At 67.5% G+C, this 25,741-nt stretch carries 22 protein-coding genes, 2 tRNA genes and 1 pseudogene; 13 read left to right on the forward strand and 12 right to left on the reverse strand.

Going from position 1 to position 25,741, the window contains the following annotated elements:
• Positions 1-35: 35 nt before the first annotated feature.
• From OG225_RS01485 to OG225_RS01495, 3 genes are all read left to right on the forward strand, one after another.
• A tRNA-Gly gene (locus tag OG225_RS01485) sits at positions 36-109 on the forward strand.
• A gap of 44 nt (positions 110-153) precedes the next feature.
• A tRNA-Pro gene (locus tag OG225_RS01490) sits at positions 154-227 on the forward strand.
• A 228-nt stretch (positions 228-455) separates the two neighbouring features.
• Positions 456-833 carry a hypothetical protein gene (locus tag OG225_RS01495; protein ID WP_405180083.1) on the forward strand — a complete coding sequence of 126 codons (378 nt, stop codon included), beginning with the start codon at positions 456-458 and terminating at the stop codon, positions 831-833.
• A 399-nt stretch (positions 834-1,232) separates the two neighbouring features.
• Here OG225_RS01495 and OG225_RS01500 read toward each other — a convergent pair whose 3' ends face one another.
• Positions 1,233-2,537 carry a cytochrome P450 gene (locus tag OG225_RS01500; RefSeq protein WP_405180084.1) on the reverse strand — a complete coding sequence of 435 codons (1,305 nt, stop codon included), beginning with the start codon at positions 2,535-2,537 and terminating at the stop codon, positions 1,233-1,235.
• Positions 2,538-2,749: 212 nt separating this feature from the next.
• Positions 2,750-3,109 (reverse strand): Rv2640c family ArsR-like transcriptional regulator, encoded by a 360-nt coding sequence (locus OG225_RS01505; RefSeq protein ID WP_216913467.1) that lies wholly within the window; start codon positions 3,107-3,109, stop codon positions 2,750-2,752.
• Positions 3,110-3,208: 99 nt separating this feature from the next.
• Here OG225_RS01505 and OG225_RS01510 point away from each other — a divergent pair, with 99 nt between their 5' ends.
• From OG225_RS01510 to OG225_RS01525, 4 genes and pseudogenes are all read left to right on the forward strand, one after another.
• Positions 3,209-3,730, forward strand: coding sequence for an ArsI/CadI family heavy metal resistance metalloenzyme (locus tag OG225_RS01510; RefSeq protein WP_405180085.1), 522 nt, complete (start codon positions 3,209-3,211; stop codon positions 3,728-3,730).
• A 71-nt stretch (positions 3,731-3,801) separates the two neighbouring features.
• Positions 3,802-4,176, forward strand: a complete 375-nt coding sequence (locus OG225_RS01515; protein WP_405183153.1) for a metalloregulator ArsR/SmtB family transcription factor — start codon at positions 3,802-3,804, stop codon at positions 4,174-4,176.
• A pseudogene (locus OG225_RS01520) lies at positions 4,173-4,673 on the forward strand (aquaporin); the annotation flags it as partial. The gene OG225_RS01515 and the pseudogene OG225_RS01520, both read left to right, overlap by 4 nt.
• Positions 4,674-4,958: 285 nt before the next feature.
• The gene (locus OG225_RS01525) at positions 4,959-5,411 is read left to right on the forward strand and encodes an arsenate reductase ArsC (RefSeq protein WP_405183154.1); all 453 of its coding nucleotides are present in this window, start codon (positions 4,959-4,961) and stop codon (positions 5,409-5,411) included.
• Here OG225_RS01525 and OG225_RS01530 read toward each other — a convergent pair.
• From OG225_RS01530 to OG225_RS01570, 9 genes are all read right to left on the reverse strand, one after another.
• A complete protein-coding gene (locus OG225_RS01530; protein WP_405180086.1) occupies positions 5,385-6,662 on the reverse strand; it encodes an APC family permease in 1,278 nt (425 codons plus the stop codon). The two genes, OG225_RS01525 and OG225_RS01530, sit on opposite strands and share 27 nt — an antisense overlap.
• Before the next feature lie 18 nt (positions 6,663-6,680).
• On the reverse strand, positions 6,681-8,351 hold the full coding sequence (locus OG225_RS01535; RefSeq protein WP_405180087.1) for a hypothetical protein: 1,671 nt from the start codon (positions 8,349-8,351) through the stop codon (positions 6,681-6,683).
• A gap of 387 nt (positions 8,352-8,738) precedes the next feature.
• On the reverse strand, positions 8,739-9,455 hold the full coding sequence (locus tag OG225_RS01540; RefSeq protein ID WP_405180088.1) for an ESX secretion-associated protein EspG: 717 nt from the start codon (positions 9,453-9,455) through the stop codon (positions 8,739-8,741).
• The gene (locus tag OG225_RS01545; RefSeq protein ID WP_405180089.1) at positions 9,452-10,027 is read right to left on the reverse strand and encodes a WXG100 family type VII secretion target; all 576 of its coding nucleotides are present in this window, start codon (positions 10,025-10,027) and stop codon (positions 9,452-9,454) included. Before OG225_RS01545 ends, OG225_RS01540 begins: the two co-directional genes overlap by 4 nt.
• A complete protein-coding gene (locus OG225_RS01550) occupies positions 10,024-10,401 on the reverse strand; it encodes a hypothetical protein (protein ID WP_405180090.1) in 378 nt (125 codons plus the stop codon). Before OG225_RS01550 ends, OG225_RS01545 begins: the two co-directional genes overlap by 4 nt.
• A 161-nt stretch (positions 10,402-10,562) precedes the next feature.
• A complete protein-coding gene (locus OG225_RS01555; RefSeq protein ID WP_405180091.1) occupies positions 10,563-11,813 on the reverse strand; it encodes a serine hydrolase domain-containing protein in 1,251 nt (416 codons plus the stop codon).
• 239 nt (positions 11,814-12,052) lie between these two features.
• Complete coding sequence (locus OG225_RS01560; protein ID WP_405180092.1) at positions 12,053-14,665, reverse strand: polynucleotide kinase-phosphatase; 2,613 nt, start codon at positions 14,663-14,665, stop codon at positions 12,053-12,055.
• Positions 14,662-16,257, reverse strand: a complete 1,596-nt coding sequence (locus OG225_RS01565; RefSeq protein WP_405180093.1) for a 3' terminal RNA ribose 2'-O-methyltransferase Hen1 — start codon at positions 16,255-16,257, stop codon at positions 14,662-14,664. Before OG225_RS01565 ends, OG225_RS01560 begins: the two co-directional genes overlap by 4 nt.
• 120 nt (positions 16,258-16,377) lie before the next feature.
• Positions 16,378-18,843 carry a phosphoketolase gene (locus tag OG225_RS01570; protein WP_405180094.1) on the reverse strand — a complete coding sequence of 822 codons (2,466 nt, stop codon included), beginning with the start codon at positions 18,841-18,843 and terminating at the stop codon, positions 16,378-16,380.
• A gap of 206 nt (positions 18,844-19,049) precedes the next feature.
• Between OG225_RS01570 and OG225_RS01575 the strand changes: the two genes are divergently transcribed.
• The 6 genes from OG225_RS01575 to OG225_RS01600 all read left to right on the forward strand — a co-directional run bounded on the left by OG225_RS01575 (position 19,050) and on the right by OG225_RS01600 (position 25,305).
• Positions 19,050-19,622 carry an FKBP-type peptidyl-prolyl cis-trans isomerase gene (locus OG225_RS01575; protein WP_405180095.1) on the forward strand — a complete coding sequence of 191 codons (573 nt, stop codon included), beginning with the start codon at positions 19,050-19,052 and terminating at the stop codon, positions 19,620-19,622.
• A 279-nt stretch (positions 19,623-19,901) separates the two neighbouring features.
• Positions 19,902-21,296 carry a trigger factor gene (gene tig, locus OG225_RS01580; protein ID WP_368858165.1) on the forward strand — a complete coding sequence of 465 codons (1,395 nt, stop codon included), beginning with the start codon at positions 19,902-19,904 and terminating at the stop codon, positions 21,294-21,296.
• Between the two features lie 313 nt (positions 21,297-21,609).
• Positions 21,610-22,197 (forward strand): ATP-dependent Clp protease proteolytic subunit, encoded by a 588-nt coding sequence (locus OG225_RS01585; protein WP_405180096.1) that lies wholly within the window; start codon positions 21,610-21,612, stop codon positions 22,195-22,197.
• An 85-nt stretch (positions 22,198-22,282) separates the two neighbouring features.
• Positions 22,283-22,951 (forward strand): ATP-dependent Clp protease proteolytic subunit, encoded by a 669-nt coding sequence (locus OG225_RS01590; protein WP_109523856.1) that lies wholly within the window; start codon positions 22,283-22,285, stop codon positions 22,949-22,951.
• A gap of 449 nt (positions 22,952-23,400) precedes the next feature.
• Complete coding sequence (gene clpX / locus OG225_RS01595) at positions 23,401-24,681, forward strand: ATP-dependent Clp protease ATP-binding subunit ClpX (protein WP_109523855.1); 1,281 nt, start codon at positions 23,401-23,403, stop codon at positions 24,679-24,681.
• 297 nt (positions 24,682-24,978) lie between these two features.
• Complete coding sequence (locus OG225_RS01600; protein WP_405180097.1) at positions 24,979-25,305, forward strand: STAS domain-containing protein; 327 nt, start codon at positions 24,979-24,981, stop codon at positions 25,303-25,305.
• A 9-nt stretch (positions 25,306-25,314) separates the two neighbouring features.
• Here OG225_RS01600 and OG225_RS01605 read toward each other — a convergent pair whose 3' ends face one another.
• Positions 25,315-25,692 (reverse strand): nuclear transport factor 2 family protein, encoded by a 378-nt coding sequence (locus OG225_RS01605; RefSeq protein WP_405180098.1) that lies wholly within the window; start codon positions 25,690-25,692, stop codon positions 25,315-25,317.
• Between the last annotated feature and the right edge of the window lie 49 nt (positions 25,693-25,741).

Consider the following 25,741-nt stretch of genomic DNA (forward strand, 5'->3'; position numbering starts at 1 on the left):
CGGCATCGTGGCGATCCCATCGGTGTCGTATGCCTGCGGGTGTAGTTCAATGGTAGAACCTCAGCCTTCCAAGCTGATGGTGCGGGTTCGATTCCCGTCACCCGCTCCACGCAGTAATTCATCCTCGACGTCGGCCGATCCGCGACGAGGTCACGGGGTGTAGCGCAGCTTGGTAGCGCATCCGCTTTGGGAGCGGAGGGTCGCAGGTTCAAATCCTGTCACCCCGACACAGTTTCGATTCTTCCGGCCCTGATCAGGGGCCGAGCGACAACCTTCGGCAAGTCGGGGCGGTCACCGCTCGATACCGGAATCGACCGGCTTTCGCGACCGGATGATGCCCCGTCGCAAGGTGCCGTGAACGTCTGTTTTCGTCAGATTTTGTTCAGCAGTTTATTCGTGCTTGTTGTGGGTGCGACCTGGCAACCTCGGTGTCGAGGCTGATCAGGGAGGATTCGATGGCTGAGGTCGCGGTGCGTGTTGTCGGGTTGACCTGGGGATGTTGGAAGTGTCATGAATCGACCGTGTGCGTCCTGGGACTGACCAGTGAACGCCTGCGGGACTACAAGACCGGCGACCAGGCCGTGGAAGTGGCGAAGTGCCTACTCGTCGCGGCGGACAAGGCTGACATCGCCGACTGTCTGGCACCCTCGGTGAACGGGATCGCGTCCCACTGCGCGGCATGCGGTGCCGTTCAAGATAATTTCGACCTGCATCGGGAAGCCCGCGAGCGGTACTACTGGGATGACGACGACGCGGCATACGAGGTTCCGGCGGATGGTTCGGTGGACTGTGCGGTGTGGCGGGAGCTCGAGATCGGCGAGTTTCCCTGGTGATCTGTTTCGATGCGCACCCGCAGCCAGGCCCCACGAACGATGCCCGGCGGATTGGGTGGGCAGTTGCGGGAGAGCGAGTCGGGGACGGCTGAGGAAGTGCCCGGCAGTGCTCGGTGAACGAAAAGTGGCCGGCTCTGAGGAGTCTGCGCGCTGCGACGTCGCCGAAGCGGATGCCGTCGCGGCATTTCCGCGCGAAGAGTGGGTTTCGCCCTCGTGAGTCACGGCAATCCGGCTCCGAGTAGTCGGCGACATCCGCCGCGCCCGACGAAGGGCCGGGTCGGCGCTCGCCGTTGAGCGCGGTCCGGGCCGAGCGGGTCGACCGAATTCCGGAGGGCTGCCGCGGAGTCCGAACCGCGACGTATCCGGTTCGGGGCTGCCGATTCACCCCGCGGGTGTGGGTCAGCCGATGGGCTGGCGTCCGCGCACGCGCGGACCGGTGTGCACGGGGAGGTGTTTGTAGCCGTGCAGGGTGAACAGGGGGCGACGGGTGGGCGGATCGGTCAGTCGCAGGTCGGGGAACGCCTCGAAGAGGGCGCGCAGGGCGTGTACGGCTTCCATGCGGGCCAGACCGGCTCCGAGGCAGACGTGGATGCCGCTGCTGAACGACAGGTGATTCTTGGCGTTCTCCCTGGTGATGTCGAAACGGTCCGGGTCGGTGAATACGGCGGGGTCACGGTTGGCGCCCGCCAGCGACAGCATCACGATCGAGCCCTTGTGCAATCGGGTGCCGCCGATCTCCAGCGTGGTGCGGGTGGTGCGGCCGGTGGTCTGCACCGGCGGATCGATCCGCAGGATCTCCTCCACCGCGTTGGGCCACAGTTCCGGTTCGACGCGCAGCCGGTCCAGTTGATCGGGGTGGCGGAGCAGCCAGATGACGCCCTTGCCGATGAGGTTGACGGTGGTCTCGAAGCCCGCCGCCATCAGCAGGGTCGCCGACGCGCACAGTTCGTAGGTGGACAGATCGCCTGCGGTGACCAGACTGCTCAGGATGTCGTCGCCGGGTTCGACGCGCAGGCGCTCGACATGCTCGAGGAGATAGCGGTGCAGCCGCTCCGAGGATTCCATCGCCCGCTGGTGGGTCTGCCAGGAGATCCCGATGTCGAACAGCGGACTGATGTCGTCGCCCCAGTGCAGGAACATCTCGCGGTCGGAATCGGGGAAGCCGAGCATCTCGGAGATGATGGCGATGGGCACCTGGGCCGCGTACTGCGCCATCAGGTCGGCCGGGCCGTCGTCGGGGAGCGCGGCGAGCAGTTCTTCGGTGACCGTCTCGATCCGATCGCTGAGTCGGGCGACGGCACGCGGGGTGAAGGCGGCGGTGACCGGTTTTCGCATCCGTGTGTGTTCGGGCTGGTCGATCACCAGCATCGACGGTGCGTCCACCGGGTTGGGTGGGACCGGCCTGCGCGCGAGCAGACGTCGCACGAGTCTCGGCATGCCGAGCACGGTCGGCACCCCGGCTCCGAAGCGATTGTCGCGCAGGATATCCCGGACCATCTCGTGATCGAAGGCGGTCCACACCGGGAAGGTCCGTGGTAATCCGCCCGTGCCGCGCATCTCCTCGATCAGCGCGTACGGATTCTCGATGCCCTCCGCGCTGCAGTTCAACCGCGCGAACACGTCGCCACGACGGATCAGCGCCTTCTTGAACAGGCGGATCACCCCGTGATTGTTGACCCACCGGTACGCGTACTGCGGTTTCATCGAGCCCCTTCCATCGCCGAACCGTCGCAACCCCTTCGGAGGTTACGAATATCACAGGTCGCGCGGAACTCCCGGGGTGGGATCCAGGCAGCTATTCGTGGTAAAGGCACAGCCCGCGTGGCGTGCGGATCGCGGGGACGGACCTCACGCGTCGATCCCGCAGTGTCGGACCGGGATTGGCCGCTGCGGCGGGCGAATCCGGGGTGGCCGTATCAGCGGCAGCAGTTCGGGTCGAGGACCACGCAGAGCGCGGACAGCGCGTCGCGGCGAGCCCGGTGGAAGGTGTTCATGCCGCGTCGTTCGGATTCCACCAGTCCGGCCTCGCGCAACACCTTCAGGTGGTGGGAGGCGGTGGATTCCGATACCGCGACGGCGGCGGCGAGGTCGCCGCTGTTCTCCTCGCCGAACGCGCTCGTCAGCAGCAGGGACATGAGTTTGACCCGGACGGGGTCGGCGATCGCCTTGAGGCGCAGTGCGACCTCGAGGGCGGCGGCGTCATCGATCGGGCCCGCGGCGACGGGGGCGCAGCAGACGGGGGCGGACATGTCGATCACGGGCAACGCCTTGGGCATGACATCGATACTACCAACCTTATTGACATATGTCGAAGAAGTGGTGATACTCGGAGCTGTCAGTTCTTCGACATATGTCTCACAAGTGGAGGTATCGTCATGTCTCGCATCCAACTCGCCCTCAATGTCGACGATCTCGATCGGGCTGTCGCGTTCTATTCGACGCTGTTCGACGTCGCACCGGCCAAGCGCAAGCCCGGCTACGCGAATTTCGTTGTCGCGCAGCCGCCGATGAAACTGGTCTTGCTCGAGAACGCGGGCCTGGGCGGCACCGTGAACCATCTCGGCGTCGAGGTCGAGACCTCGGGGGAGGTCCACGGCGAGATCGCCCGCCTGTCGGAGGCGGGGTTGTTCACCGAGGAGCAGATCGCGACCACATGTTGTTTCGCCACCCAGGACAAGGTGTGGGTCACCGGCCCCGATGCCGAGCGGTGGGAGGTGTACACCGTGCTCGCCGATTCCGAATCCTTCGGCACCGCCCCGGAGTTCGCCTCCGTCGACGACGCGCAGGCCGTCGCGGTGTGCTGCGGCACCGCCGAGGAGGCCACGGCGGAGGGGGCGTGCTGCGGTGCCGATGCCAAGAGTGACGCCGTCGCTTCGGGCGCCACCTGCTGCCGCTGACCGAGCCGCGCCGGGGTGTGTTCGTCGGGTGTTCATTTGCCCTCGGATTCGATATCCATCAATATCGATGGATATCGAATCCATTGCCGTTGACCGACGTGACCTCACCCGCGTGTGAGGTCACACCCCTGATCCGGGAGCCGCTGACAGCGTCGGCGGCCACCGAGGCGGCCGCGATGTTCAAGGCCCTGGCCGATCCGGTGCGGTTGCGGTTGTTGTCGCTGGTGGCCAGTCACGCGGGCGGAGAAGCCTGCGTCTGCGATAGCTCGGCCGGGTTCGACGTCAGCCAGCCGACCATCTCGCACCACCTCGAGGTGCTGCGCGAAAGCGGCCTGCTCAGCAGTGAGCGGCGCGGGTCCTGGGTGTACTACCGGATAGAACCCGCCACCCTCGGCAGGCCTTCCCGGCTGCTCGACGGTGCGAACCCCGCCGGGGTGTCCCGGTGAGAGATTCGGCACGGCGATTGCTGGCCGAATTCGTCGGCACCGGGTCGCTGGTCGCGGTCGTGATCGGGTCCGGGATCGCGGCCGAGCGGCTGTCGCCCGGTGACGCGGGGCTGCGATTGCTGGAGAACTCGATCGCGACCGTGTTCGGGCTCGCGGTACTGATCCTGGTGTTCGGGCCGGTGTCCGGCGCGCATTTCAACCCCGTCGTCTCCGTGGCGGACTGGCTGACCGGGCGTCGCCACGGGACCGCCACGGCGATCGACGGATACCCGGCGCTCGGCGGATACATCGCCGCGCAGATTCTGGGCGCGGTCGCGGGCGCGATGCTGGCCAACGCGATGTTCGACCTGCCTGCGATCGGGATCTCGACCGAGCACCGGGTCACCGTCGGTCATCTACTCGGCGAGGTCGTCGCCACCGCGGGGCTGATCGTGGTGATCTTCGCCCTTGCCCGCAGCGGGCGTGCGGCGTTGTCGGCGGCCGCGGTCGCCGGGCGGATCGGGGCGGCGTACTGGTTCACCAGCTCGACCTCGTTCGCCAACCCCGCCGTCACCATCGGCCGCGTCTTCTCCGACACCTTCGCCGGAATCGCCCCGACCTCGGTACCCGGATTCGTCGCCGCCCAGTTCGTCGGGGCGGGGATCGGGCTCGCTCTGACGACGCTGCTCTATCCGGCCACTCCCGTCACCACCGCGGCGGCCGACACCGGCGACGACGTCGCCACGGCCGACGAACCCCGCGTCGAACCCGGCCCCACCTCCGACCCGAAGGCTGTTTCTCGCATGGTTTCCACGCCCGGTGTGCTGTTCGTCTGTGTTCACAACGCGGGCCGATCACAGATGGCCGCCGCGTTCCTCACCCATCTCGCGGGCGACCGCATCCGGGTCCGCTCCGCCGGATCCATGCCCGCCGACCGGATCAACCAGGTCGCCGTCGCGGCGATGGCCGAGATCGGCATCGACATCACGGCCGAACTACCGAAGGTCCTCACCCCCGATGTCGTGCGGGACTCCGATGTCGTGATCACTATGGGGTGCGGGGACGCCTGCCCCTACTTTCCCGGCACCGACTACCGCGACTGGAAACTCGATGACCCCGCCGGACGAGATCTCGCCGGGGTGCGGCCGATCCGCGACGAGATACGCGCCGTGGTCGAAGGACTCATCGCCGAACTCCTGCCCGTGGCGCCGAGAGATTCGCCGACCGGGCTATCGGGGCGCCGCGCTCGAACGTGAGATTCGTTTGCGAGCGGAGTAGATCGCCGCGCCGAGAGCGACGACCGTCGCGCCTGTCAGCACCGACGGCAGCGGCAGCGTGAAGGCGAGGACCAGACAGCCCAGCAATCCGGCCACCGGTATCGCCCGCACCGGACGTCCCTCGGAGGCGGTCAGTGTCCACGCGGACACGTTGGCGACGGCGTAATAGAGCAGGACACCGAAGGACGAGAACCCGATAACGGCACGGACATCGGCGGTCGCGGCCACGACCGCCACCACCGCGCCGACCGTGACCTCGGCACGGTGCGGGACGGTGAACCGCGGGTGCACCGCCGCCAACGCGTGGGGCAGATGCCGGTCGCGAGCCATCGCCAGCACGGTGCGCGAGACGCCGAGGATCAACGCGAGCAGCGATCCGAGCGCGGCCACCACGGCGCCGAATCGCACGACCGGTCGCAGCCACGCGGCATCCGCCGCCCGCACCACCTCCGTCAGCGGTGCGCTCGCCTGTGACAACCCCTCGGGGCCGAGTACCAGCAGCGCCGCGATCACCACGGCCGCGTACACGAGCAGGGCGATGCCGAGTGCGAGCGGGATCGCGCGCCGAATCGTGCGCACCGGATCGCGCACCTCTTCACCGAGCGTGGCGATCCGCGCGTATCCGGCGAAGGCGAAGAACAGCAGACCCGCCGCTTGCATGACCCCGAAAACGGTGATGTCGGAGGCGAATTCCAGTCGTGCGGTGTCCGCGTTCGCGCTGGTGAACGCCGCGACGAGCACCGAGACCAGCACCGCGAGCACGATCGCCACGATCACCCGGGTGACCAGGGCCGACTTCTGCACGCCGCGATAGTTGACCGCGGTCACCGCGACGACCGCCGCCACCGCGACAGCGTGCGCGTGTTCCGGCCACAGGTACACGCCGACGGTCAGCGCCATCGCGGCGCACGACGCGGTCTTGCCGACCACGAAACACCACCCGGCAAGGTACCCCCAGAATTCCCCGAGCCGCTCGCGTCCGTACACGTACGTTCCGCCCGAGGACGGGTACCTGGCGGCCAATCGCGCCGAGGACGTGGCATTGCAGAACGCGACGACGGCCGCTATCGCCACGCCGAGCAGCAGCCCCGACCCGGCCGCTCGGGCGGCGGGAGCCAGCGCCGTGAATATCCCCGCCCCGATCATCGAGCCGAGCCCGACCATCACCGCGTCGTTCAGCCCCAGGGTGCGACGCAGCTCATCCGGCGCGCGATGGTCCTTGCCGTTCATCGGCGTTCGTCGAACCGGTCAGCGTTGCCTACTGGTGCGGGCGCGACGGCGCTCGGCCTGGAGTTCGGCGAGTTCCTGTTCGAGCAGTTCGGCGATGCGGAACTGGCCGGTGTCGTGGATCGGGTCGGGTGCCGGGACGACCTGGAGATCCGGTTTGACGGGGACGGCGGGGGTTTCCTTGCCGTTCTTGGCCGACGCCGCGGTGGACCGGGAATCGCCCGAACTGCCGTTGGCGCGAGACTTCGCCGGTGCCACCTTGCGCAGGCCGCTCCTCGCCGAGGTGGCAGGAGCGGCGGCCGGTGCGGGGGCGGCGGCCGGTGCGGGGGCGGCGGCCGGTGCGGGGGCGGCGGCCGCCTTGACTGCGGGCTTCTCGGCGGGTTTCTCCGCGGGCTTTTCGGCGGGCTCGGCGGCGGGCGGCGGGACGGCCTTGACCGGCTTGGTCTCCGCGACCGCCGCCACGGCGGGCTTCGAGGCCGGTGGCGGCGTCGTCGACGGCCGTTTGGGCGGTTCCGGGACCTCGGGCTTGGTCGTGGCGAACGGACGTCCCTCGAGGATCTTGGGGACCGCGCCGTTGATCTCGCGTGCCGGTGCCTTCTCGGAAGCGGCGGGGGCGCGGCGCTTCTCGGGCTGGGGTGCGGGCTTCTCGGCCGCCGGTGCCGCGGCGGGCCGGGCCGGTTCGGCGGGCGCGGGCTCGACGACGATCGCCTCGGTCGGCGCGTCGTCCTCGTCGCCGGCGAACTGTTCGGCGGACTGTTCCTGGTCCACCTCGTCGTATTCGTCCATCTCGGCCGTTTCGACCGCGGGCTCGCGATCGGGTTCCGCTTCGGCCTCGATCACGACGGGACGCGGAATGCCCAGTTCCATGGCCATCGGACGGTAGGTGGCCAGATCGGGCAGTCTGTTGCGGATGACCTCGGCCGGATCGGGCAGATCGCGGACCTGATCGGTGGCGCGCGCGATGGCGAGCCCGTAGCGCGCGCTGGCGGCGTCGTGGATCAGCAGGGCGACACCGATCATCACCGGCGCGACCGCGTGCACACCCGCGTCGAACCAACGCTCACCACGGATGTACGGATAGGTGTTGAGGCCGACGGTCAGCGCGAGCAGCGCGACTTCGGCCGCGACGACCTGGCCGCGGTTGTCGACGACACCCCATTCGGAGACCTTGTTCGTACCGATCATGATGATGATCAAGCAGACGCTGATCATCGCCTCGATCAGGTAGCTGAACCAGTACAGCGGATCACTCGGGCCACCGGGTGCGATGTTGTGCTGCACGTTGACGGCCGACCAGAGCATGCCCGCGCCGACCACGCCCGCCAGCGCGCGCAGTGACCATGCCCGATGCCGGTACAGCGACGCGAGTTTGGCGTGCGGACTCGATTCCCGTCGTTGTGCGGCTATCGCCTTGCGGGCGACCAGTAGATCTCTGATGTCGGCCTTCTCGATTTCCTCGGTGGTCTGTCGGGCGCGGTCGGCGGCCCCGGCGGCGGCTTGCGCCTGTTTCCAGCGCTGCGCACGATCCTGGCCGCGAATCTTCTCGGCGAGATCACGTTCGGCGTGCAGTTCGTCTTCGGAGAGCGCCTGGGTCAGCGCGGGGTCGAACTGGTATGCCAGTCGGCCTCTGGCTTTCTCGACCCGCCTCGCCAGCTGACCGACTTCGTCCTCGATGGGATGCTCTATCGTCACCTCGACTCCCGCCGGGGGAGATTCGAGGCTTGGCAAGTGATCACACGTGGGAACGGCACATGCCCATTAATAGTCGATACACCGGCGCCAGCGAAACTGTGGATTAGCCGTGATCTCGAGAGAACTCGGCGTGCCGCGAGCGACACGCCCCGAATGAATTCGATTCGCGGTCATTTCATGTTCACGCCGACCGGACCTCGACGGCTCGCTGGACGTACGTTCCTGCCAGCTCAGCGCCCCCGGGCGTGGTAGTCCCCGGGAGCGGCGACGGTGTGCGGCACCGGCCTTCACCGTGAATTGCGGTCCGAATTCGATGCCGAAACCCGGTCGCCCCCATTCGATCTTGAAACCGACCGGTAACAATGTGTCGGGCCGATCGACACCGCGTCAGCGGATGACGGCCAAGCGTGCGAGTTGGGTGTGCAGCGCCGTGTCGGTGACGGGGGTGAGACTCAGATCGGCGGTCGTGGTCAGCAGATACCGGCCGTCGTCGGTGAAGTCGAGCCAGGTGCGGTGCCGGGTCGGCGGGGACATCGGCTCCTCCGGCGCGACCGTCACGGTGATGAAGCCGCGCGCGTCGATCGGACGGTGCAACGCCTTGCGGAAGACGGCGGCGCGTTCGGCGTCGTCGGATTGTCCCCAGTTGTTGGGATCGTCGTAGAGCACGGCCGCGCGCGGTTCGCGCATGGGGGCGAGCCGACCGGCGGGGGCCGCGCCCATCGCGGCGACCAGGTGTTGCGGCACCCGGCGAGCGTGACAGGCGATGACCGTGACGTCGCACGGGCCGGCGACCAGGACCGTGCCCCAGTTCAGGTGGGTGGCACCGAAGGCGAGTATCGGTTCCTCGGCCCGGCCCTCGGGGGTGTAGCGATCGCCGGAGACGGTCAGGGTGGTGACATCGTTGCGCGCGCACAATGTGAGCGCGCCGGTCAGATCGGGATCGCTGTTGCGTCGGAAGCGCTCGGCGAGTTTGAGCTTCTCCCAGTCGTTCTCACTGCGGACGGTGCCTCGGTGCGCCATATCGATCGGGTAGGGCCGACGGTCGAGCCCCGTTTCTACCGACCAGACATAGGTGAACTCGTCCGGGGTGAAAACCCACCTCACCGCGCGATCTCTCCACGAACGGGCGTATCGAAAGCGGGAACGGCATCACCGGATGCCACCAGGGTCGAGTTGTACAGGAAGGTCAGCGTGTCCTGCGCGTCGGCCAACGCGCTCGCCGCGGCGATATCGTGGGCCATCTTGCGCGGTCCGCCGTCGATGGCCTCGCGGACCGGGTCCGGGTCGGGCGCGTAGGGCGCGGCGGGCGCGGGGATCGCGTCCCGGACCGTTTGGGCCGCAGAGGAATTCAGTTCCATCAGTCGGTGCACGGCGACGCACACCTCCTGCGCGGCCGCCCCGGCGCGGACGAACGCCTCGGTGGATTCCCGCGCGGCCGTCGCGGCCTGACCGCTCCAGTCCGCGAATTCCTGTCGCACCGCGGCGGCGAACGCCTCGAACAGGTCCTCGAGGGTGTTCGCTCCGGTCTGCCAGCTCTCGGCGGTCCGCCCGAGCGCCGCCGGATCCAATGCCTCGCGTACCAACTGCCAGATCTCCGCGTGGGTGTAGGCGTCGAACGCTTCGCGGTCCGGCACGTACGGCGGGTCCGTGCCCTCACGCCAGCCCGGCGGCGTCATAGCTCGTCCAGTTCGTCGGCCGCGATCCGCAGCGCGGCCCGATTGGCCGCGTCGGCCTCGTCGAACAGATTCGCCGCAGCGAGATATCCCGCCTTCAAACGCAATGCCGCCTCCTGCAATCCGGCGAGAACCTCGCGATACCTCGCGCCCTTGTCCTCGAATCCCCGTGCCAGCGATCTTCCCGAAGGCAGCTCCGAAAATCCCGAAACCTCGGTCAATTCGACCCCGGCGGCCCTGGCCTGCCGCAATCCTTCGATCAACGCGTCGCATGCCGCTTCGAGTCGTCGCGCCGAACCTTCCGGCATTCCGAACTCACCCGCCGCCGCCGCGTCGTACACCCCGGCTCCCGCACCGCGCGCCTCGTCCGGTCGCACTGGGTTCGGCCCCCTCGATCTCGGTCGACACCAAAGTCCTTGAAGCACGGCAGTTTATCAGTGCCGGGACCGTCCCGGAGCGGGATGTGCCGCGGGTATGTGCGCGAACCGACGGACAGGCGGATCGATTGTGGCCGGACACGACCGTGTCCGGCCTCGCGTCAGCCCGCGACCTGCTCGGCGATATCGTGCACCACCGCGTCACCCGCGCCGCGCGCCGCCTGCTCGGCCGCGGCCGCCAACATGGGCAGGCGGGCGTCGCCGAGGGACATGGCCATCGTGCCGAGGCGGTTGGTGACGAAGCCGACCGACAGTCCGACGCCGGGGATGGCGATACCGCCCGACCCGCCGATCCCGAAATGCCCGAAGGCGCGCCGGGTGAGACTCGGGCCGACGATCGCGCGGTGATACCCGCGCGCGAATTGCGGCGCCGCGCCGAGGACGTAGTCGTACTGGCTGTTGGCGGGCATGCGGGCGATGAGTCGCGTCGTCTCCGGCCGCAGCAGGCGACGGTGCCCGACGAGGCCGTCGTTGGCGATGGCGCCGTACATCCTGCCCAGCGCGCGGGCGGTGAAAGTGCCGTTCCAGCCGGGCATCATGGCGTCGTAGGGGCGCATGCCCAGGCTCATGTCCGCCCAGCCGTTGTAGACCGCGCCCCGCGCCGAACGCACCGGGCCCAGTGCCGCGAACGGGGCGATCAGCACGTCGAACGGCACGCCGGCGATACCGAGGCGCGGGCCCAGACGGGCGATCCGATGACGCTGATCGTGGGGCACGCCGAACCAGAAGTCGTCGTCACCGAGCGGTTCGGTGAGTTCGGTCCGGACCACGTCGAGGAAATCGCGCCCGGTTGCCCGCTGGGCGATCTCGGCGACCAGGGTGCCGAACGTCAATCCGTGATAGCCCGACGCGCGCAGTCGCATCGGGTCGGGCGCGGAGGCGGCCATGGCCGCCGCGACCCGGTCGTGGTCGAGCAGATCGTCCGGGTCGCCGAGCAGTCCGCGGGTGCGCTGCAATCCGGCCCGGTGATTCAGCACCTCGTGCACGGTGATGTCGCCCTTGCCGTTCGCGGCGAATTCGGGCCAGTACGTGGCGACGGGCGCGTCGAGTTCCACTACGCCGCGTTCGATCAGGCGATTGGCGATGGTCGCCGCGACGCCCTTACCCGTCGAATACGACAGCGCCATGGTGTCGGAGCGCCACGGACGATCGGTGTCCGCCCAGCCGGACCAGATGTCCAGAACCGGTTCGCCGTGCAGGTAGACAGCGAGCGCGCCGCCGCCCTGGGACCTGCGGCGGAACATCGAGAAGAATTTGGTGGCGACCGTGGTGAACCGGTCATCGATCAGCATATGGGCCGGTCGGCGGAGATCGCCGCCGAACACAGGGCCGTCGGTGCTCGCAGCCGACATGGCAGACTCCTTTGTCTGTTCCAACGCGGGCAGAGCCATCGAGCTAACAGTTGCAAGCGGCCCTGCTAACGCCACTGTAACCTTCGCCACCGTGCGTCGGCAATCTGCTGTCCGGATGTCGGAATCCGGGAAATACGGCGGCGACCACCGGTTATCCGCCAGCACTCCGCTCGACTCAGCGGTCGCGTCCCGGCGAACGCCCGTTGCGGCCATTCGCCGGGACGACCCGTGCTCCCGTCCTACAGGCGGGGGTCGACCGGCTCGGATTCCATCGCGAGAACCGCGAACACGGCTTCGTGCACCCGCCACAGTGGTTCGCCCGCGACGAAGCGGTCCAGGGCTTCCAGGCCGAGGGCGTACTCGCGCAGCGCCATCGAGCGTTTGCGTCCGAGGCCGCGGTGGCGCAGGCGCTCGAGGTTGGGCTCGCGCGGATATTCCGGGCCGTAGATGATGCGCAGGTACTCGCGGCCTCGGCATTTCACGCCGGGCTGGACCAGTCGGCCCGGGTGCGCGCCCTCCGCTTCCCGTCCCGGCGCGCCGTCGACCATGGAGTCGAACGGTTTCACCACCATTCCCTCGCCACCGGCATCGGTGAGGGTGGTCCACCAGTCCACGGCCGCCGCCTCGCTGTCTGGTGAGGACAGGTCGACGAAAACGCGGCCCGTTCCGGCGAACAGCTCCGGGTCGGCCTCGACCAGGCGATCGATCCGCGTGAGATGCCACCGGTGATCGCGGCGCGCGTACACCTCACCGCCGCCCGCCGGACCACCGGCCGCCAGGATCTGGAACGGCGCGAGGCGCAATCCGGCCAGACCGTCCACCGGCCAGCAGTAGCGGCCGTAGGCGGTGGTGAACGCGTGCGCGTCGGCGGCGCGCTCGTCGGTCCGCGCCGCCAGATCCGCGACGTCCATGCCACGCGCGGTCGCGGCCGCGAGTACCCGCGCGGTCGCGTCGAGTGACCCGCGCGCGGCGGCTCCCACCGCCGCGTACTGACCGCGCAGCAATCCCACGGCTTTGGCCGACCACGGCATGAGTTCGGCGTCCAACAGCAGCCATTCCGAATTCGTCTCCTCGAACAGACCCGCCTTCTCCGCCGCGTCGCGAACGCGACTCAGGATCGTCTCGGTGAGCGCGGCGTCATCGAAGAACGGCCGACCCGTCCGCGTGTAGAGCGCGCCGGTGCTGCCGTCCTCGATGCCGAATCGATCACGGGCCGTACCGGCCGATCGCGTCACGACGACGACGGCGCGCGAGCCCATGTGCTTCTCCTCGCACACCACCTGCCGGACGTCCTGGGTGCGGAAATACGAGAACGCTTCCGCCGGATGTTCGAGGAAACCGTCCAGCGTCGACGTCGCACACGGGGCCATGGTCGGCGGCAGGTAGATCAGCCAGCGCGGATCGATGGCGAATCGGCTTATGATCTCGAGCGCCGCGCCCGCGTTCTCCTCCCGCACGCCGACCCGGCCGTGGTGGCGGGTTTCGACCACGCGTCTGCCGAGGACGTCCTCGAGATCGAGTACGCCGGGATCGCGGTGGACGACGCCGTCGGGTGTCGCGATCGTCGTGGCCGCCAAGGGCCGCACCGGTTCGTACCAGACCTGTTCGGCGGGCACCGACACCGATTCCCGTTCCGGGTACCGCAGCGCCGAGAGCGTTCCGCCGAACACGACACCGGTGTCGAGACACAGCGTGTTGTTCACCCACCGCAATTCGGTGACCGGGGTGTGGCCGTACAGGACCGTGGCACGGCCGCGGTATTCCTCCGCCCACGGGTAACGCACCGGAAGGCCGTATTCGTCGGTCTCGCCGGTGGACTCCCCGTACATCGCGAAGGCGCGCACCCGGCCCGACGCGCGGCCGTGGTACTCCTGCTTCAACCCGGCGTGCGCGACCACGAGTCTGCCCCTGTCGAGTACGTAGTGGCTGATCAGGCCGCGGCAGAATTCGCGCGCGGCCTCGCGGAAATCGTCGTCCTCGGACTCCAGTTGCGCGAGGGATTCGGCGAGACCGTGCGCCACGCGGACCTTCTTGCCGTCCAGCGCCCTGACCAGCTTGTTCTCGTGATTACCCGTGACGCACAGCGCCGTTCCCGACGCCACCATGCCCATCGCCAACCGCAGCACGCCCGGGGTGTCGGGGCCGCGGTCGACCAGGTCGCCGACGAAGATCACGGTGCGCCCGTCCGGGTGCGCGGCGTCGACCGCCCTGTCCTCGGAGTCGCGCGCGATGTCGTACCCGAGTTCGCCGAGCAGGGTCTGCAATTCGGCCAGGCAGCCGTGCACGTCACCGATGACGTCGAACGGCCCGGCGAGATCCCGTTTGTCGTTCCACGATTTCTCGTCGACGATCGTCGCGGCGGCGATGGCGTCGACTCCGCGCAGCACGTGGACCTTCCGGAAACCCTCGCGTTCGAGCCCACGCAGGCCACGGCGCAGTTCGCGCTGCTGACGCGCCACCACGTGCGGGCTCAGATGCGACCGCTCGGCGCGCCCGGCATTGCGTTCCACGCACACCGCGTCCGGCACGTCCAGGACGATCGCCACCGGCAGCACATCGTGCGCACGCGCCAGCGCGACGAGTTCCTGGCGCGCCTTCGGCTGCACATTGGTGGCGTCGACCACCGTGCGCAGTCCACGTCGCAGTCGGACGCCGACGATGTGATGCAGGAGCGCGAAGGCCTCGGGAGTCGCGCTCTGATCGTTCTCGTCGTCGCTCACGATGCCACGACAGGTATCGGAGGAGACGATGGCCGTGGCACGGAAGTGCTTGTGCGCGAACGTCGATTTACCGGAACCGGTCGAGCCGACGAGGACGACCAGGGACAGTTCCGGGACGGACACTTCGGTCATCGGTGACCTCCTTCGGTGTTGTCGGTATCTGCGCGGCTCGTCTCGGTGAAAACCGCCATCTGCGTGGCGGATCCGAATTCCGGATCGGGAACCCCGATGGCGACGAAGCGCACGGTGTAGCCCGTGCGGGCCGCGACAGTCACCGCCCACTCCACGAATTCGGCACGGGTCCACTCGAATCGGTGATCGTGATGGCGGAACTCGCCGACGGCCAGACCGTCGAATCTGACGTTGATCTCCGCGTTCGGCGTCGTGACCAGGATCGTCGCCGGTGCCGCTGTCACGAAGACCGCGTGCTCGAGCGCGCCGAGCCGGGGCGGATCGACGTGTTCGATCACCTCCATGAGCACCGCCGCGTCGTATCCGCGCAGCCTGGCGTCGGTGTAGGTGAGCGACCCCTGGATCAGTTCCAGCCGCCGCGAGACGGCCTCGGGAAGCCGGTCCAGCCGCAGTCGGCGTGCGGCGATATTCAACGCGCGTGTCGACACGTCCACGCCGACGATCTCGGTGAATGTCCTGTCCGCGAGCAGTTCTCGCAGCAGCGAGCCCTCGCCGCAGCCGAGATCGAGCACCCGGGTGGCGCCGGCGGCGCGCAACGCTTCCAGAACCGCGGTCCTGCGTGCGACGGCGAGTGAGGGGGCGGGTACCTCCGGCGTCCCGTTGTCGGGAGCCGCCCCGGTATCTCCGGCGGCGTCGGTCGGTTCGACACCGCTGCCCGCATCGCCGGTCTCGGATCGCGCCTCTGGGCCTGCCCGGCCGACGGTGCCGAGTTCATCGACGTGGTCGACTCTCTCCGCCGTGTCGACTTCGTCCACCGCGTCCAGACTTTCCGGCTCCACCTCATCGATTTCGGCGAGCCGGGCCAAGGCGGTCCTGACCAGGGAATGACGACGGGCCAGGTAGCGGCGGGTGATCCAGGTGCGTTCGGGATGGTCGCCGAGCCAGCTCGCGCCCGCGCGGATCAGTTTGTCGACCTCGTCAGCGGCCACCCAGTAGTGTTTCGCGCCGTCGAGCACCGGCAGCAGGACGTAGAGGTGCGACAGCGCGTCGGCGAGGCGCATCGTGCCCGTGAGTTCCAGTCGCAGGTAGTGTGAGTCGCCCCAGTCGGGGAAGGCCGGGTCGAGGGGGAGCGGGGTCGCGTGGACGGTCCAGCCCAGCGGTGTGAAGACCCGATGGGCGATATCCGCGCCGCCCTTGCACGGCACGGACGGCAGTTCCAGCCGCAACGGCAGCGCGGTGCGCGCCAGTTCCTCGCGATGTTCACAACGGCCACGCAGCGCCGTGCGGAAGACCTGGCCCAGCGCAACCGAAAGCAGTGACGACGCCGCGTACGGGCGGTCGTTCACATACTGGCCGAGACTGAAATCCGGTGTGTTGCGCTCACGCCCGCGCACCAACCGGATCGGGTCGACCTCGAGGACGAGCGCCGCGGTGCACCGGGACTCGGTCGCCTCCGGATAGAGCACGTGCGCGGTGCCGTAGGACTGCTCGAACGCCTGCACCCGGTCGGGGTTCTTGTGCAGCAGGAACCCCAGATCGGTCGCGGGCCACGCCGCGTCCTCCGGTCGGGTACAGGTGATCGTCAAGAGCATCCTGCGATGGTCGCCGTTACGCGACCTCTGCGGCAAGCCGATTTCAACAGGTGGGCTCGCGAGGATCGAGTTCTCGCACGAGGCGACCGGATAGCGCGGTATGCCTCCGTATCTACGCGCTCAACACGCGGGGTCGGGCCAGCGCCACTGCGAGACCACCGGGACGTCCGCGCCGTGTTCGCGAGTCCACGCCCTGGCCTTCCAGCGCGCGTCGACCATTTCCTGGCGCAGTCCCGCCGCCTTCTCCCGCAGGCCGGGAACGCGATCGACGACATCCATGACCAAGTGGTAGCGGTCCAGGTCGTTGAGCATCACCATGTCGAAAGGTGTTGTGGTGGTGCCCTTCTCCTTGTATCCGCGCACGTGCATCTCGGAGTGGTTGGTACGGCGGTAGGTGAGCCGGTGGATCAGCCACGGGTACCCGTGGAACGCGAAGATCACCGGGCGGTTCGTGGTGAAGAGCGTGTCGAATTCACTGTCGGGCAGGCCGTGCGGATGTTCGTCGGCGGGCAGCAGCCGCATCAGGTCGACCACGTTGACCACGCGCACACGCAGATCGGGCAGGCGATCCCGCAGGATCGCGGCAGCGGCGAGGGTTTCCAGCGTCGGCACGTCACCCGCGCAGGCGAGCACGACATCGGGGCTGGTGCCGAGGTCGTCGTTGTTACCCGCCCACTCCCAGATCCCGGCTCCTCGCGCGCAGTGCGCCGCCGCGTCCTGAATGCCGAGCCAATCCGGTTGCGGCTGTTTTCCGGCGACCACCACATTGACGTAGTGGCGTGACCGCAGGCAGTGGTCGTAGGTCGACAGCAGCGTATTGGCGTCCGGCGGCAGGTACACGCGCACGATCTCGGGTTTCTTGTTGAGCACCACGTCGAGGAAACCCGGGTCCTGATGGGTGAAGCCATTGTGATCCTGGCGCCACACGTGCGATGAGAGCAGGTAGTTCAGGCTCGGCACCGGACGTCGCCACGGCACCGCCGCGCTCGCGTCGAGCCATTTGGCGTGCTGATTGAACATGGCGTCGATGATGTGGATGAACGCCTCGTAGCAGGTGAAGACCCCGTGCCTGCCGGTGAGCAGATATCCCTCCAGCAACCCCTGGCACATGTGCTCGGAGAGCACTTCGATGACCCGGCCCCGCCGGTCGAGTTTCACGTCGTTCGGATCGATCTCGACCTGCCAGTCGCGGCCGGTGACCTCGAGAATGTCCTGGAGGCGGTTGCTCGCCAGTTCGTCGGGCGCGAAAGTCAGGAAATTGTCGGGGTTGTCGCGCGTGACGTCGCGCAGCCAGGAGCCGAGCACCCGGGTCGCCTCGTGGTCGGCCGCTCCGGGCGCGTCGACCTCGACGCCGTAGTCGCGCCAATCCGGCAGCCGCAGATCGCGGACCAGCGTTCCGCCGTTGGCGACCGGGTTGGCGCTCATCCGGCGCCCGCCGACGGGCACGAGGTCGAGCAGTTCACCGACCGGTCGGCCGTTCTCGTCGAAGAGTTCCTCGGGCCGATAGGACCGCAACCATTCTTCGAGCACCACGCGGTGGGCGTCGTCGGTCCGGGCGGCGGGCAGCGGAACCTGGTGGGCGCGGAACGTGCCCTCCACCTGCTCGCCGTCCACGACGGGGGGACAGGTCCAGCCTTTCGGCGTGCGCAGCACGATCATCGGCCAGTACGCTCGCTCGTCCGGATTCGCTCGCGCGGCGGCCTTGATCCTCTCGATCCGATCCAGACAGCTGTCCATCGCGCTCGCCATGTCCTGGTGGACTCGGGCGGGATCATCGCCGGCCACGATGATCGGGTCGTATCCGTATCCGCGCATGAGCGTGAGCAGTTCGGATTCGGGGATGCGGGCGAGCAGGGTCGGATTGGCGATCTTGTACTGATTCAACGCCAGGATCGGCACCACCGCGCCGTCGCGCTGCGGGTTCAGGAATTTGGCGGAGTGCCAGCTGCCCGCGAGCGGTCCGGTCTCGGCTTCACCGTCGCCGACCACGCAGAAGACGGTCAGATCCGGATTGTCCAGTGCCGCACCGAACGCGTGCAGCAGCGAGTACCCCAGCTCGCCACCTTCGTGGAAGGAACCGGGCGTCTCCGGCGCGCAGTGGCTCGGCACCCCGCCGGGGAACGAGAACTGGGCGAACAGCGCGCCCATCCCGACGGCATCGCGTGAGATATGGCCGTAGAGCTCGGAATAGGTTCCCTCCAGCCACGCGCACGCGTTGGGGCCGGGGCCGCCGTGACCCGGTCCGGCGACGAAGACCGCGTTCAGCCCGCGCTGCCGGATCGCCCGATTGGCGTGCACCCAGACCAGATTCAAACCGGGCACGGTGCCGAAATGGCCGAGCAACCGCGGTTTGATGTGCTCGGGCCGCAGCGGTTCACGCAGCAACGGATTCTTCATCAGATAGATCTGGCCGACCGCGAGATAGTTCGCGGCACGCCACCACGCGTCCATGGACGCGAGTTCGGCCCGGTTCAGCGGGCCCGGGATATCGCCCAGTACATAGGGGCGCGGTGGGATGGTCCGTCCGCCACCGTTGTCGACGTTGTCGGCCGAGGTGTCTTTCCCGGCGTCGGTCACTCGGGTCATCTACGGACTCTCCTCACTGCGGACGTCGTCGGCGAGACTCGCCGTCGACGGTCGGACGTCGTGCCGATCGCGAACCTCGATGGTCAGAGCGACGACACCGGATGGAGATTCACGGCAACTCTACCGAGCCGGGCGCGGTCGGGCAGCGTGGCGAATCGATGAGGGCGGATGGGCGCGGCGTGGCCCGGTGGCCTAAGGTCCGCCGCATGCGAAAACTCGGCAGGATCATCGGAGTCGGCGTCGTCGCCGCGGCCGCGGTCGCGCTCACCGCGTGCGGGTCGGACGACGACACGGGTGCGGCGGCGACCTCCGCCACGACCTCGGCGCGCGGCTCCTCGACCGCCGCCGCGGCAGCCACGACCTTCGGCCGCGAATGCACCGCCGACGATGTGAAGGTGGAGGGCGGCTACGGCGAGAATCCGAAGATCACGCTCCCCGACAACTGCGATCCGCCCAAGCAGCTCATCGTGAAGGATCTCGTCGCGGGCAGCGGTCCCGGCGCCGCCACCGGCCAGCAGCTCACCATGAACTACTCGCTGATCACCTGGTCGGACAAGAAGAAGCTGGACAGCTCGTTCGATCGCGGCAAGCCCTTCCCGTTGACGCTCGGCTCCGGACAGGTCATCCCCGGCTGGGAGCAGGGCTTGGAGGGTGTGCAGCAGGGCGCGCGCAGGCTGATGATCATTCCCCCCGAACTCGGCTACGGCAAGGGCGGCAACGGCGTCAAGCCCAATGAGACGCTGGTCTTCGTGACCGACGCGGTCAAGGTCGGGAACTGATCCTCGCGCCCCGCGTGAACCCGGGCGGGTCCGTGGCGTCGCCGTCCACGCCGTGACCGATTGCATGCCCTCGCGACCGGTCAACTACCCTGGTCGGGATGCGTACATCAGGGTGCGCGGACCAGGAACGTCCGCGACCCGGTCAGCACGTGGCGTCGCTCCGCACTTCATTCCGGATCCCGGGGTGCACGGTGGGGACGGGGCGCAGGTACCGCCGTCGTTGACCAGCATGACGACAAGCACGAACACCGAACCGAACAACGAACAAGGAGCATGTCCGTGAAGAGCACCGTCGAGCAGCTGAGCCCGACCCGGGTCCGGATCAATGTCGAGGTGCCCTTCGAGGAACTGAAGCCGGACTTCGATCGTGCCTACAAGGCTCTCGCCAAGCAGGTCCGTATTCCCGGCTTCCGTCCGGGCAAGGCCCCGGCCAAGCTCCTCGAGGCCCGTCTCGGCCGTGGCGCCATTCTGGAGCAGGTCGTCAACGATGTCCTGCCCGGCCGCTACAGCGAGGCCGTCACCACCTCCGAGATCAAGGTCATCGGCCAGCCCGAGATCGAGATCACCAAGATCGAGGACGGCCAGGAACTCGCCTTCAGCGCCGAGGTCGACGTACGTCCGGAGATCACGCTGCCGTCCTACGACGACATCGAGGTCACCGTCGACGCGTTCACCGTCGAGGATTCCGATATCGATGAGCAGCTCCAGTCGCTGCGTCAGCGTTTCGGCACCCTGACCGGTGTCGAGCGCGCCGTGCAGAACGGCGATTTCATCTCCATCGATCTCTCGGCCACCGTCGACGGCGAGGAAGTGACCGACGCGGCCACCTCCGGCCTGTCGCACGAGGTCGGCTCCGGCCAGCTCATCGAGGGCCTGGACGAGGCCGTCATCGGCCTGTCGGCGGGCGAGTCCGCCGAATTCACCTCGAACCTGGTCGCCGGTGAGCACGCGGGCAAGGAATCGGTCATCAAGGTCACCGTGCAGGGCGTCAAGGAGCGCGAGCTGCCCGAGGCCGATGACGAATTCGCCCAGCTCGCTTCCGAATTCGACACCCTCGACGAGCTGAAGGACGACCTGAAGAGCCGCGTCGAGCGGACCAAGAAGGTCGAGCAGGCGGGCGAGATCCGCGACAAGGTGCTCGAGACCCTGCTCGACAAGGTCGAGGTGCCGCTGCCCGAGGCCGTCGTACAGGCCGAGATCGACGCGGTCACCCACGACGCCGTGCACGGCTTCGACCACGACGAGGCCCGCCTCGCCGAGGCGCTCGAGGCCCAGGGCAGCAGCCGCGAGGAGTTCGACAAGGACACCAAGGAAGCGGCCGAGAAGTCGGTCAAGACCCAGCTGCTGCTCGACGCCATCGCCGAGGCCGAGGACACCCAGGTCGGCCAGGAAGAGCTGACCGAGCGGATCCTGTTCCAGTCGCAGCGCTACGGCCTGTCGCCCGAGCAGTTCATCCAGCAGGTCCAGCAGGCGGGCCAGCTCGGCGCGATCTTCGCCGACGTCCGTCGCGGTAAGGCGCTGGCCGGTGTCGTCGGCCAGGTCAAGGTCACCGACTCCGAGGGCAACGCGGTCGACACCGCCGAGATGTTCGGCGCGCCCGACGATTCCGACGACATCATCGACGCCGTGACTTCCTCGGACGAAACCGAGACCGAAGCCGTGAAGGCAGAATAATTCGGTCACGCGGGAACGAAACGCGCGTCGCGGCCGAACGTCGACCGGGTCGCGCGGCTCCGCAGCGAGTCGGCCCTTCGGACGCACGGGCGAACCAGCGGGTGTCGACCGTGCCCCCGCGCGTGCGGGGATGGGCCATTGCGCTGTGAGCGAAGAAGGGCGGTGCCGGGAGTTCGGCGCCGCCCGGCTTCGTTACTGTTTGTGACAGCGAAGGTGATGGCTGTGTGGCAAGTGGACGCTGTGTAGCTTTCAATGACAAGCCGGTGAGAAGAGAAGGCAGGTATCCGTGACAATGAACAAGGCAGGGGTCGTCATGAGTTCCCCCACTGCTGGACTCAACCTCAGTGATTCGGTATACGAGCGCCTGCTGCGTGAGCGGATCATCTTTCTCGGTACCCAGGTCGACGACGACATCGCGAACAAGATCTGCGCGCAGATCCTGCTGTTGTCGGCGGAGGATCCGGTCAAGGACATTTCGCTCTACATCAACTCGCCCGGCGGTTCGGTGACCGCGGGTATGGCCATCTACGACACCATGCAGTTCGCCGAATGCGATATTCGCACCGTCGGCATGGGTCTGGCGGCGTCGATGGGGCAGTTCCTGCTCACCGCCGGAACCGCGGGCAAGCGCTACGCGCTGCCGCACGCGCGGATCATGATGCACCAGCCGTCGGCTGGTATCGGTGGTTCGGCCGCCGATATCGCGATCATGGCCGAGCAGTTCGTGCACACCAAGCGTGAGCTGAACGAGTTGCAGGCGCTGCACACCGGCAAATCCGTCGAGCAGGTCACCGCCGATGCCGATCGCGACCGCTGGTTCACCGCCGCGCAGGCGCTGGATTACGGCTTCATCGACCACGTGGTCAGCCACGCGAACCAGGCGAACGGCGTGGGCAACTAGCCGGTCCCGCCCGAGCGACGACCCAGCGGGCAGTCGCCGACGGACTGTGCAGACCCGTTCACCCACACAGACTTTGGAGACGAAGATGGCCAATTCGATCGACCCACGCGCCGGCGTTTCCGGCATGGCCCCGCAGGGCCCGCATTCGCGGTACATCCTGCCGCAGTTCACCGAGCAGACCACCTACGGCGTGAAGACCTCGGACCCGTACAACAAGCTGTTCGAGGAGCGCATCATCTTCCTCGGCGCGCAGGTCGACGATGTCTCGGCCAACGACATCATGGCGCAGCTGCTGGTGCTGGAGTCGCAGGATCCTGATCGCGACATCACCATGTACATCAACTCGCCCGGTGGTTCGTTCACCGCGCTGATGGCGATCTACGACACCATGCAGTACGTCCGCGCCGACGTCGTCACCGTCTGCCTCGGTCAGGCGGCCTCCGCCGCCGCCGTGCTGCTCGCGGCGGGCGCGCCCGGTAAGCGGGCCTGCCTGCCCAACGCCCGCGTGCTGATCCATCAGCCCGCGCTGGAGGGTGGCATCCAGGGGCAGGTGTCGGACCTGGAGATCCAGGCTGCCGAGATCGAGCGCATGCGCAGGCTCATGGAGACCACGCTGGCCAACCACACCGGCAAGGACGCGGACACCATCCGCAAGGACACCGACCGCGACAAGATCCTGACGGCAGAGGATGCCAAGGAATACGGGATCGTCGATCAGGTGTTCGGTTACCGCAAGCTGAGTGCGCAGAAATAGCCCGCGAAAGTTCCCGCGGGGTGGGAATCGTCTCGCCCGATGAGCGGGAGTGCTCGTAAGTTGCTATGTTGCAGGTAAATCCGGCCGGGCAGGACGCCAGGTGGCAGACTGTTCGGCCGGTCCGCTTCGAGAGAAACCGACCGATCGGAACGACTCCGATGGGAATGGGTCGCGAAGCGGGTGGCCGGACGCCGGATCTGGCCCTTCCATGGTGGAACGTGTTCCAATGCCGTGAGAACTGGCACAACACCGGCGAGAAACATGCTCGAGTTGTCGACCTCCTTCCACCACACCGGGTACGGTCGACCTAGGGACCTTTGCTCCCGGTTGACGGCATCGCTCGACCCGCCCTACACGCTCGAAGTGTTCGTGATTACACCCGAGTTCGGCGGATTGCTGGCAACCTGGACGGACGGTTGCACGCGGACAAGGAAGTAGGGACCCACGAGATGGCGCGCATCGGAGATGGCGGCGATCTGCTCAAGTGCTCGTTCTGTGGAAAGAGCCAGAAGCAGGTCAAGAAGCTCATTGCGGGACCAGGGGTGTACATCTGCGACGAGTGCATCGATCTATGCAACGAGATCATCGAGGAGGAGCTGGCCGAGTCCAGCGAGGTCAAACTCGATGAACTGCCCAAGCCCGCGGAGATCCGGGATTTCCTGGAGAACTACGTCATCGGGCAGGACACCGCCAAGCGCACGCTCGCCGTGGCCGTCTACAACCACTACAAGCGCATCCAGGCGGGTGACAAGGGGCGCGACAGCCGGGGCGAGATCGTCGAACTGACGAAATCGAACATCCTGATGCTCGGCCCCACCGGCTGCGGTAAGACGTATCTGGCGCAGACCCTGGCGAAGATGCTGAACGTGCCGTTCGCCATCGCGGACGCGACCGCGCTGACCGAGGCGGGCTATGTGGGCGAGGATGTCGAGAACATCCTGCTCAAGCTGATCCAGGCCGCGGACTACGACGTCAAGCGGGCCGAGACCGGCATCATCTACATCGACGAGGTCGACAAGATCGCCCGCAAGAGCGAGAACCCGTCCATCACCCGTGACGTCTCCGGTGAGGGCGTGCAGCAGGCGCTGCTGAAGATCCTCGAGGGCACCCAGGCGAGTGTGCCGCCCCAGGGTGGGCGCAAGCACCCGCACCAGGAGTTCATCCAGATCGACACCACCAACGTGCTGTTCATCGTGGCGGGCGCGTTCGCGGGCCTGGAGAAGATCATCTCCGACCGCATCGGCCACCGCGGTATCGGTTTCGGCGCCGAGGTCAGGTCCAAGGCGGAGATCGACACCACCGATCACTTCTCCGAGGTGATGCCGGAGGATCTGATCAAGTTCGGTCTGATTCCCGAGTTCATCGGTCGCCTGCCCGTCGTCGCCTCGGTGACGAATCTGGACAAGGAATCGCTGGTCAAGATCCTGTCCGAACCGAAGAACGCCCTCGTGAAGCAGTACATCAGGCTGTTCGAGATGGACGGCGTCGAACTCGAGTTCACCCAGGACGCCCTGGAGGCCATCGCCGATCAGGCGATCCTGCGCGGCACCGGCGCTCGCGGTCTGCGCGCCATCATGGAGGAAGTCCTGCTGCCGGTGATGTACGACATCCCCAGCCGTGACGATGTCGCCAAGGTGGTCGTCAACGCCGATACGGTGACCGAGAACGTGCTCCCGACCATCGTGCCCCGTAAGGCGCAGCGCGCTGAGCGTCGCGAGAAGTCCGCCTGATCGTTGTCCTTACCGAACGGCCCGGATGTCCGCACGGATATCCGGGCCGTTCGTGTCGTTCGGGGACGTTCGACAGCAAAAGGTGTGCGGCGGCGCCGAATGGGGTACCCCTGATGAGGGTTGAGTAACCAGCCCGGTCTCGGGTGAACGTGATGCCGGGACGAACCACCTTCGCGAGCAATTCTCTCTGTTGCCGCGCGCGACCGGACCGGGGTCCGTATGTCGACCGTCATCACCACCAGAATTTCCGCGACGAGATCGCGACCGTCCGGTCCCGCCGACCGGCTCCATGTTTCGGTGACCACACCCGGCGAGACCGTGACTCTCTGCGCGGTCGCCGGGGAGGTCGACCACTACACCGTGGACGAGTTGCGGACCTCGCTGATCGGAGCATTGAACAACGCGGCGCAGATCGTGACCGTCGACCTGTCGCGGGTGAGCTTCTTCGGCATCGCCGGCCTGCGCGTTCTCGTCGAGGCCCGCGTGACGGCGGGGCGCACCGGGCGCCGATTGCGTCTGGTGGTGGGCGCGAGTTGCGTCGACCGGCTGCTCGTGGCAGCCGGTGAGGCGGACGCGTTCGACCTGATGCCGGATCTGGCCTGCGCGGTCCTCGATCCGGCGTGATCGCAGTGATCAGGCGGTTTCGCTGCTCATGTCGTCCTGGCCCCAGTAGGCGCGCATTCGCGTGATCTTGCCGTCGTCGTCGAATTCCATGACGTCGATCGGGCTCAGGGTCAGGCGCTGATCGCCGAATCTGGTGACGAGCGTGAACAGGAACGCGGCGTGATTTCCGGCGACGCGCAGGGTGTCGGTGTGCAGTTCGGTCTCACGATCGAGCTGCGCGAGGACATCGTAGAACTCCCGGATCGCCGCGTGCCCGCGTTTGGGCTCGGTGCCGATCGGGTCCTCGATGACGGCGTCGGGCGCGTACAACGCGACGATGTTCTCGGTCGGGCCCGAGCCGACCAGTTTCACGTACTGCTCGACCACGTCGCGGATCTGTTGTGCCATCGGAACTCCCACTGAATTGGAACCTGTTCTAGTTCCGAGGTTAGCAGTG

This window comes from Nocardia sp. NBC_01377, assembly GCF_045040005.1.
GTDB lineage: Bacteria > Actinomycetota > Actinomycetes > Mycobacteriales > Mycobacteriaceae > Nocardia > Nocardia noduli.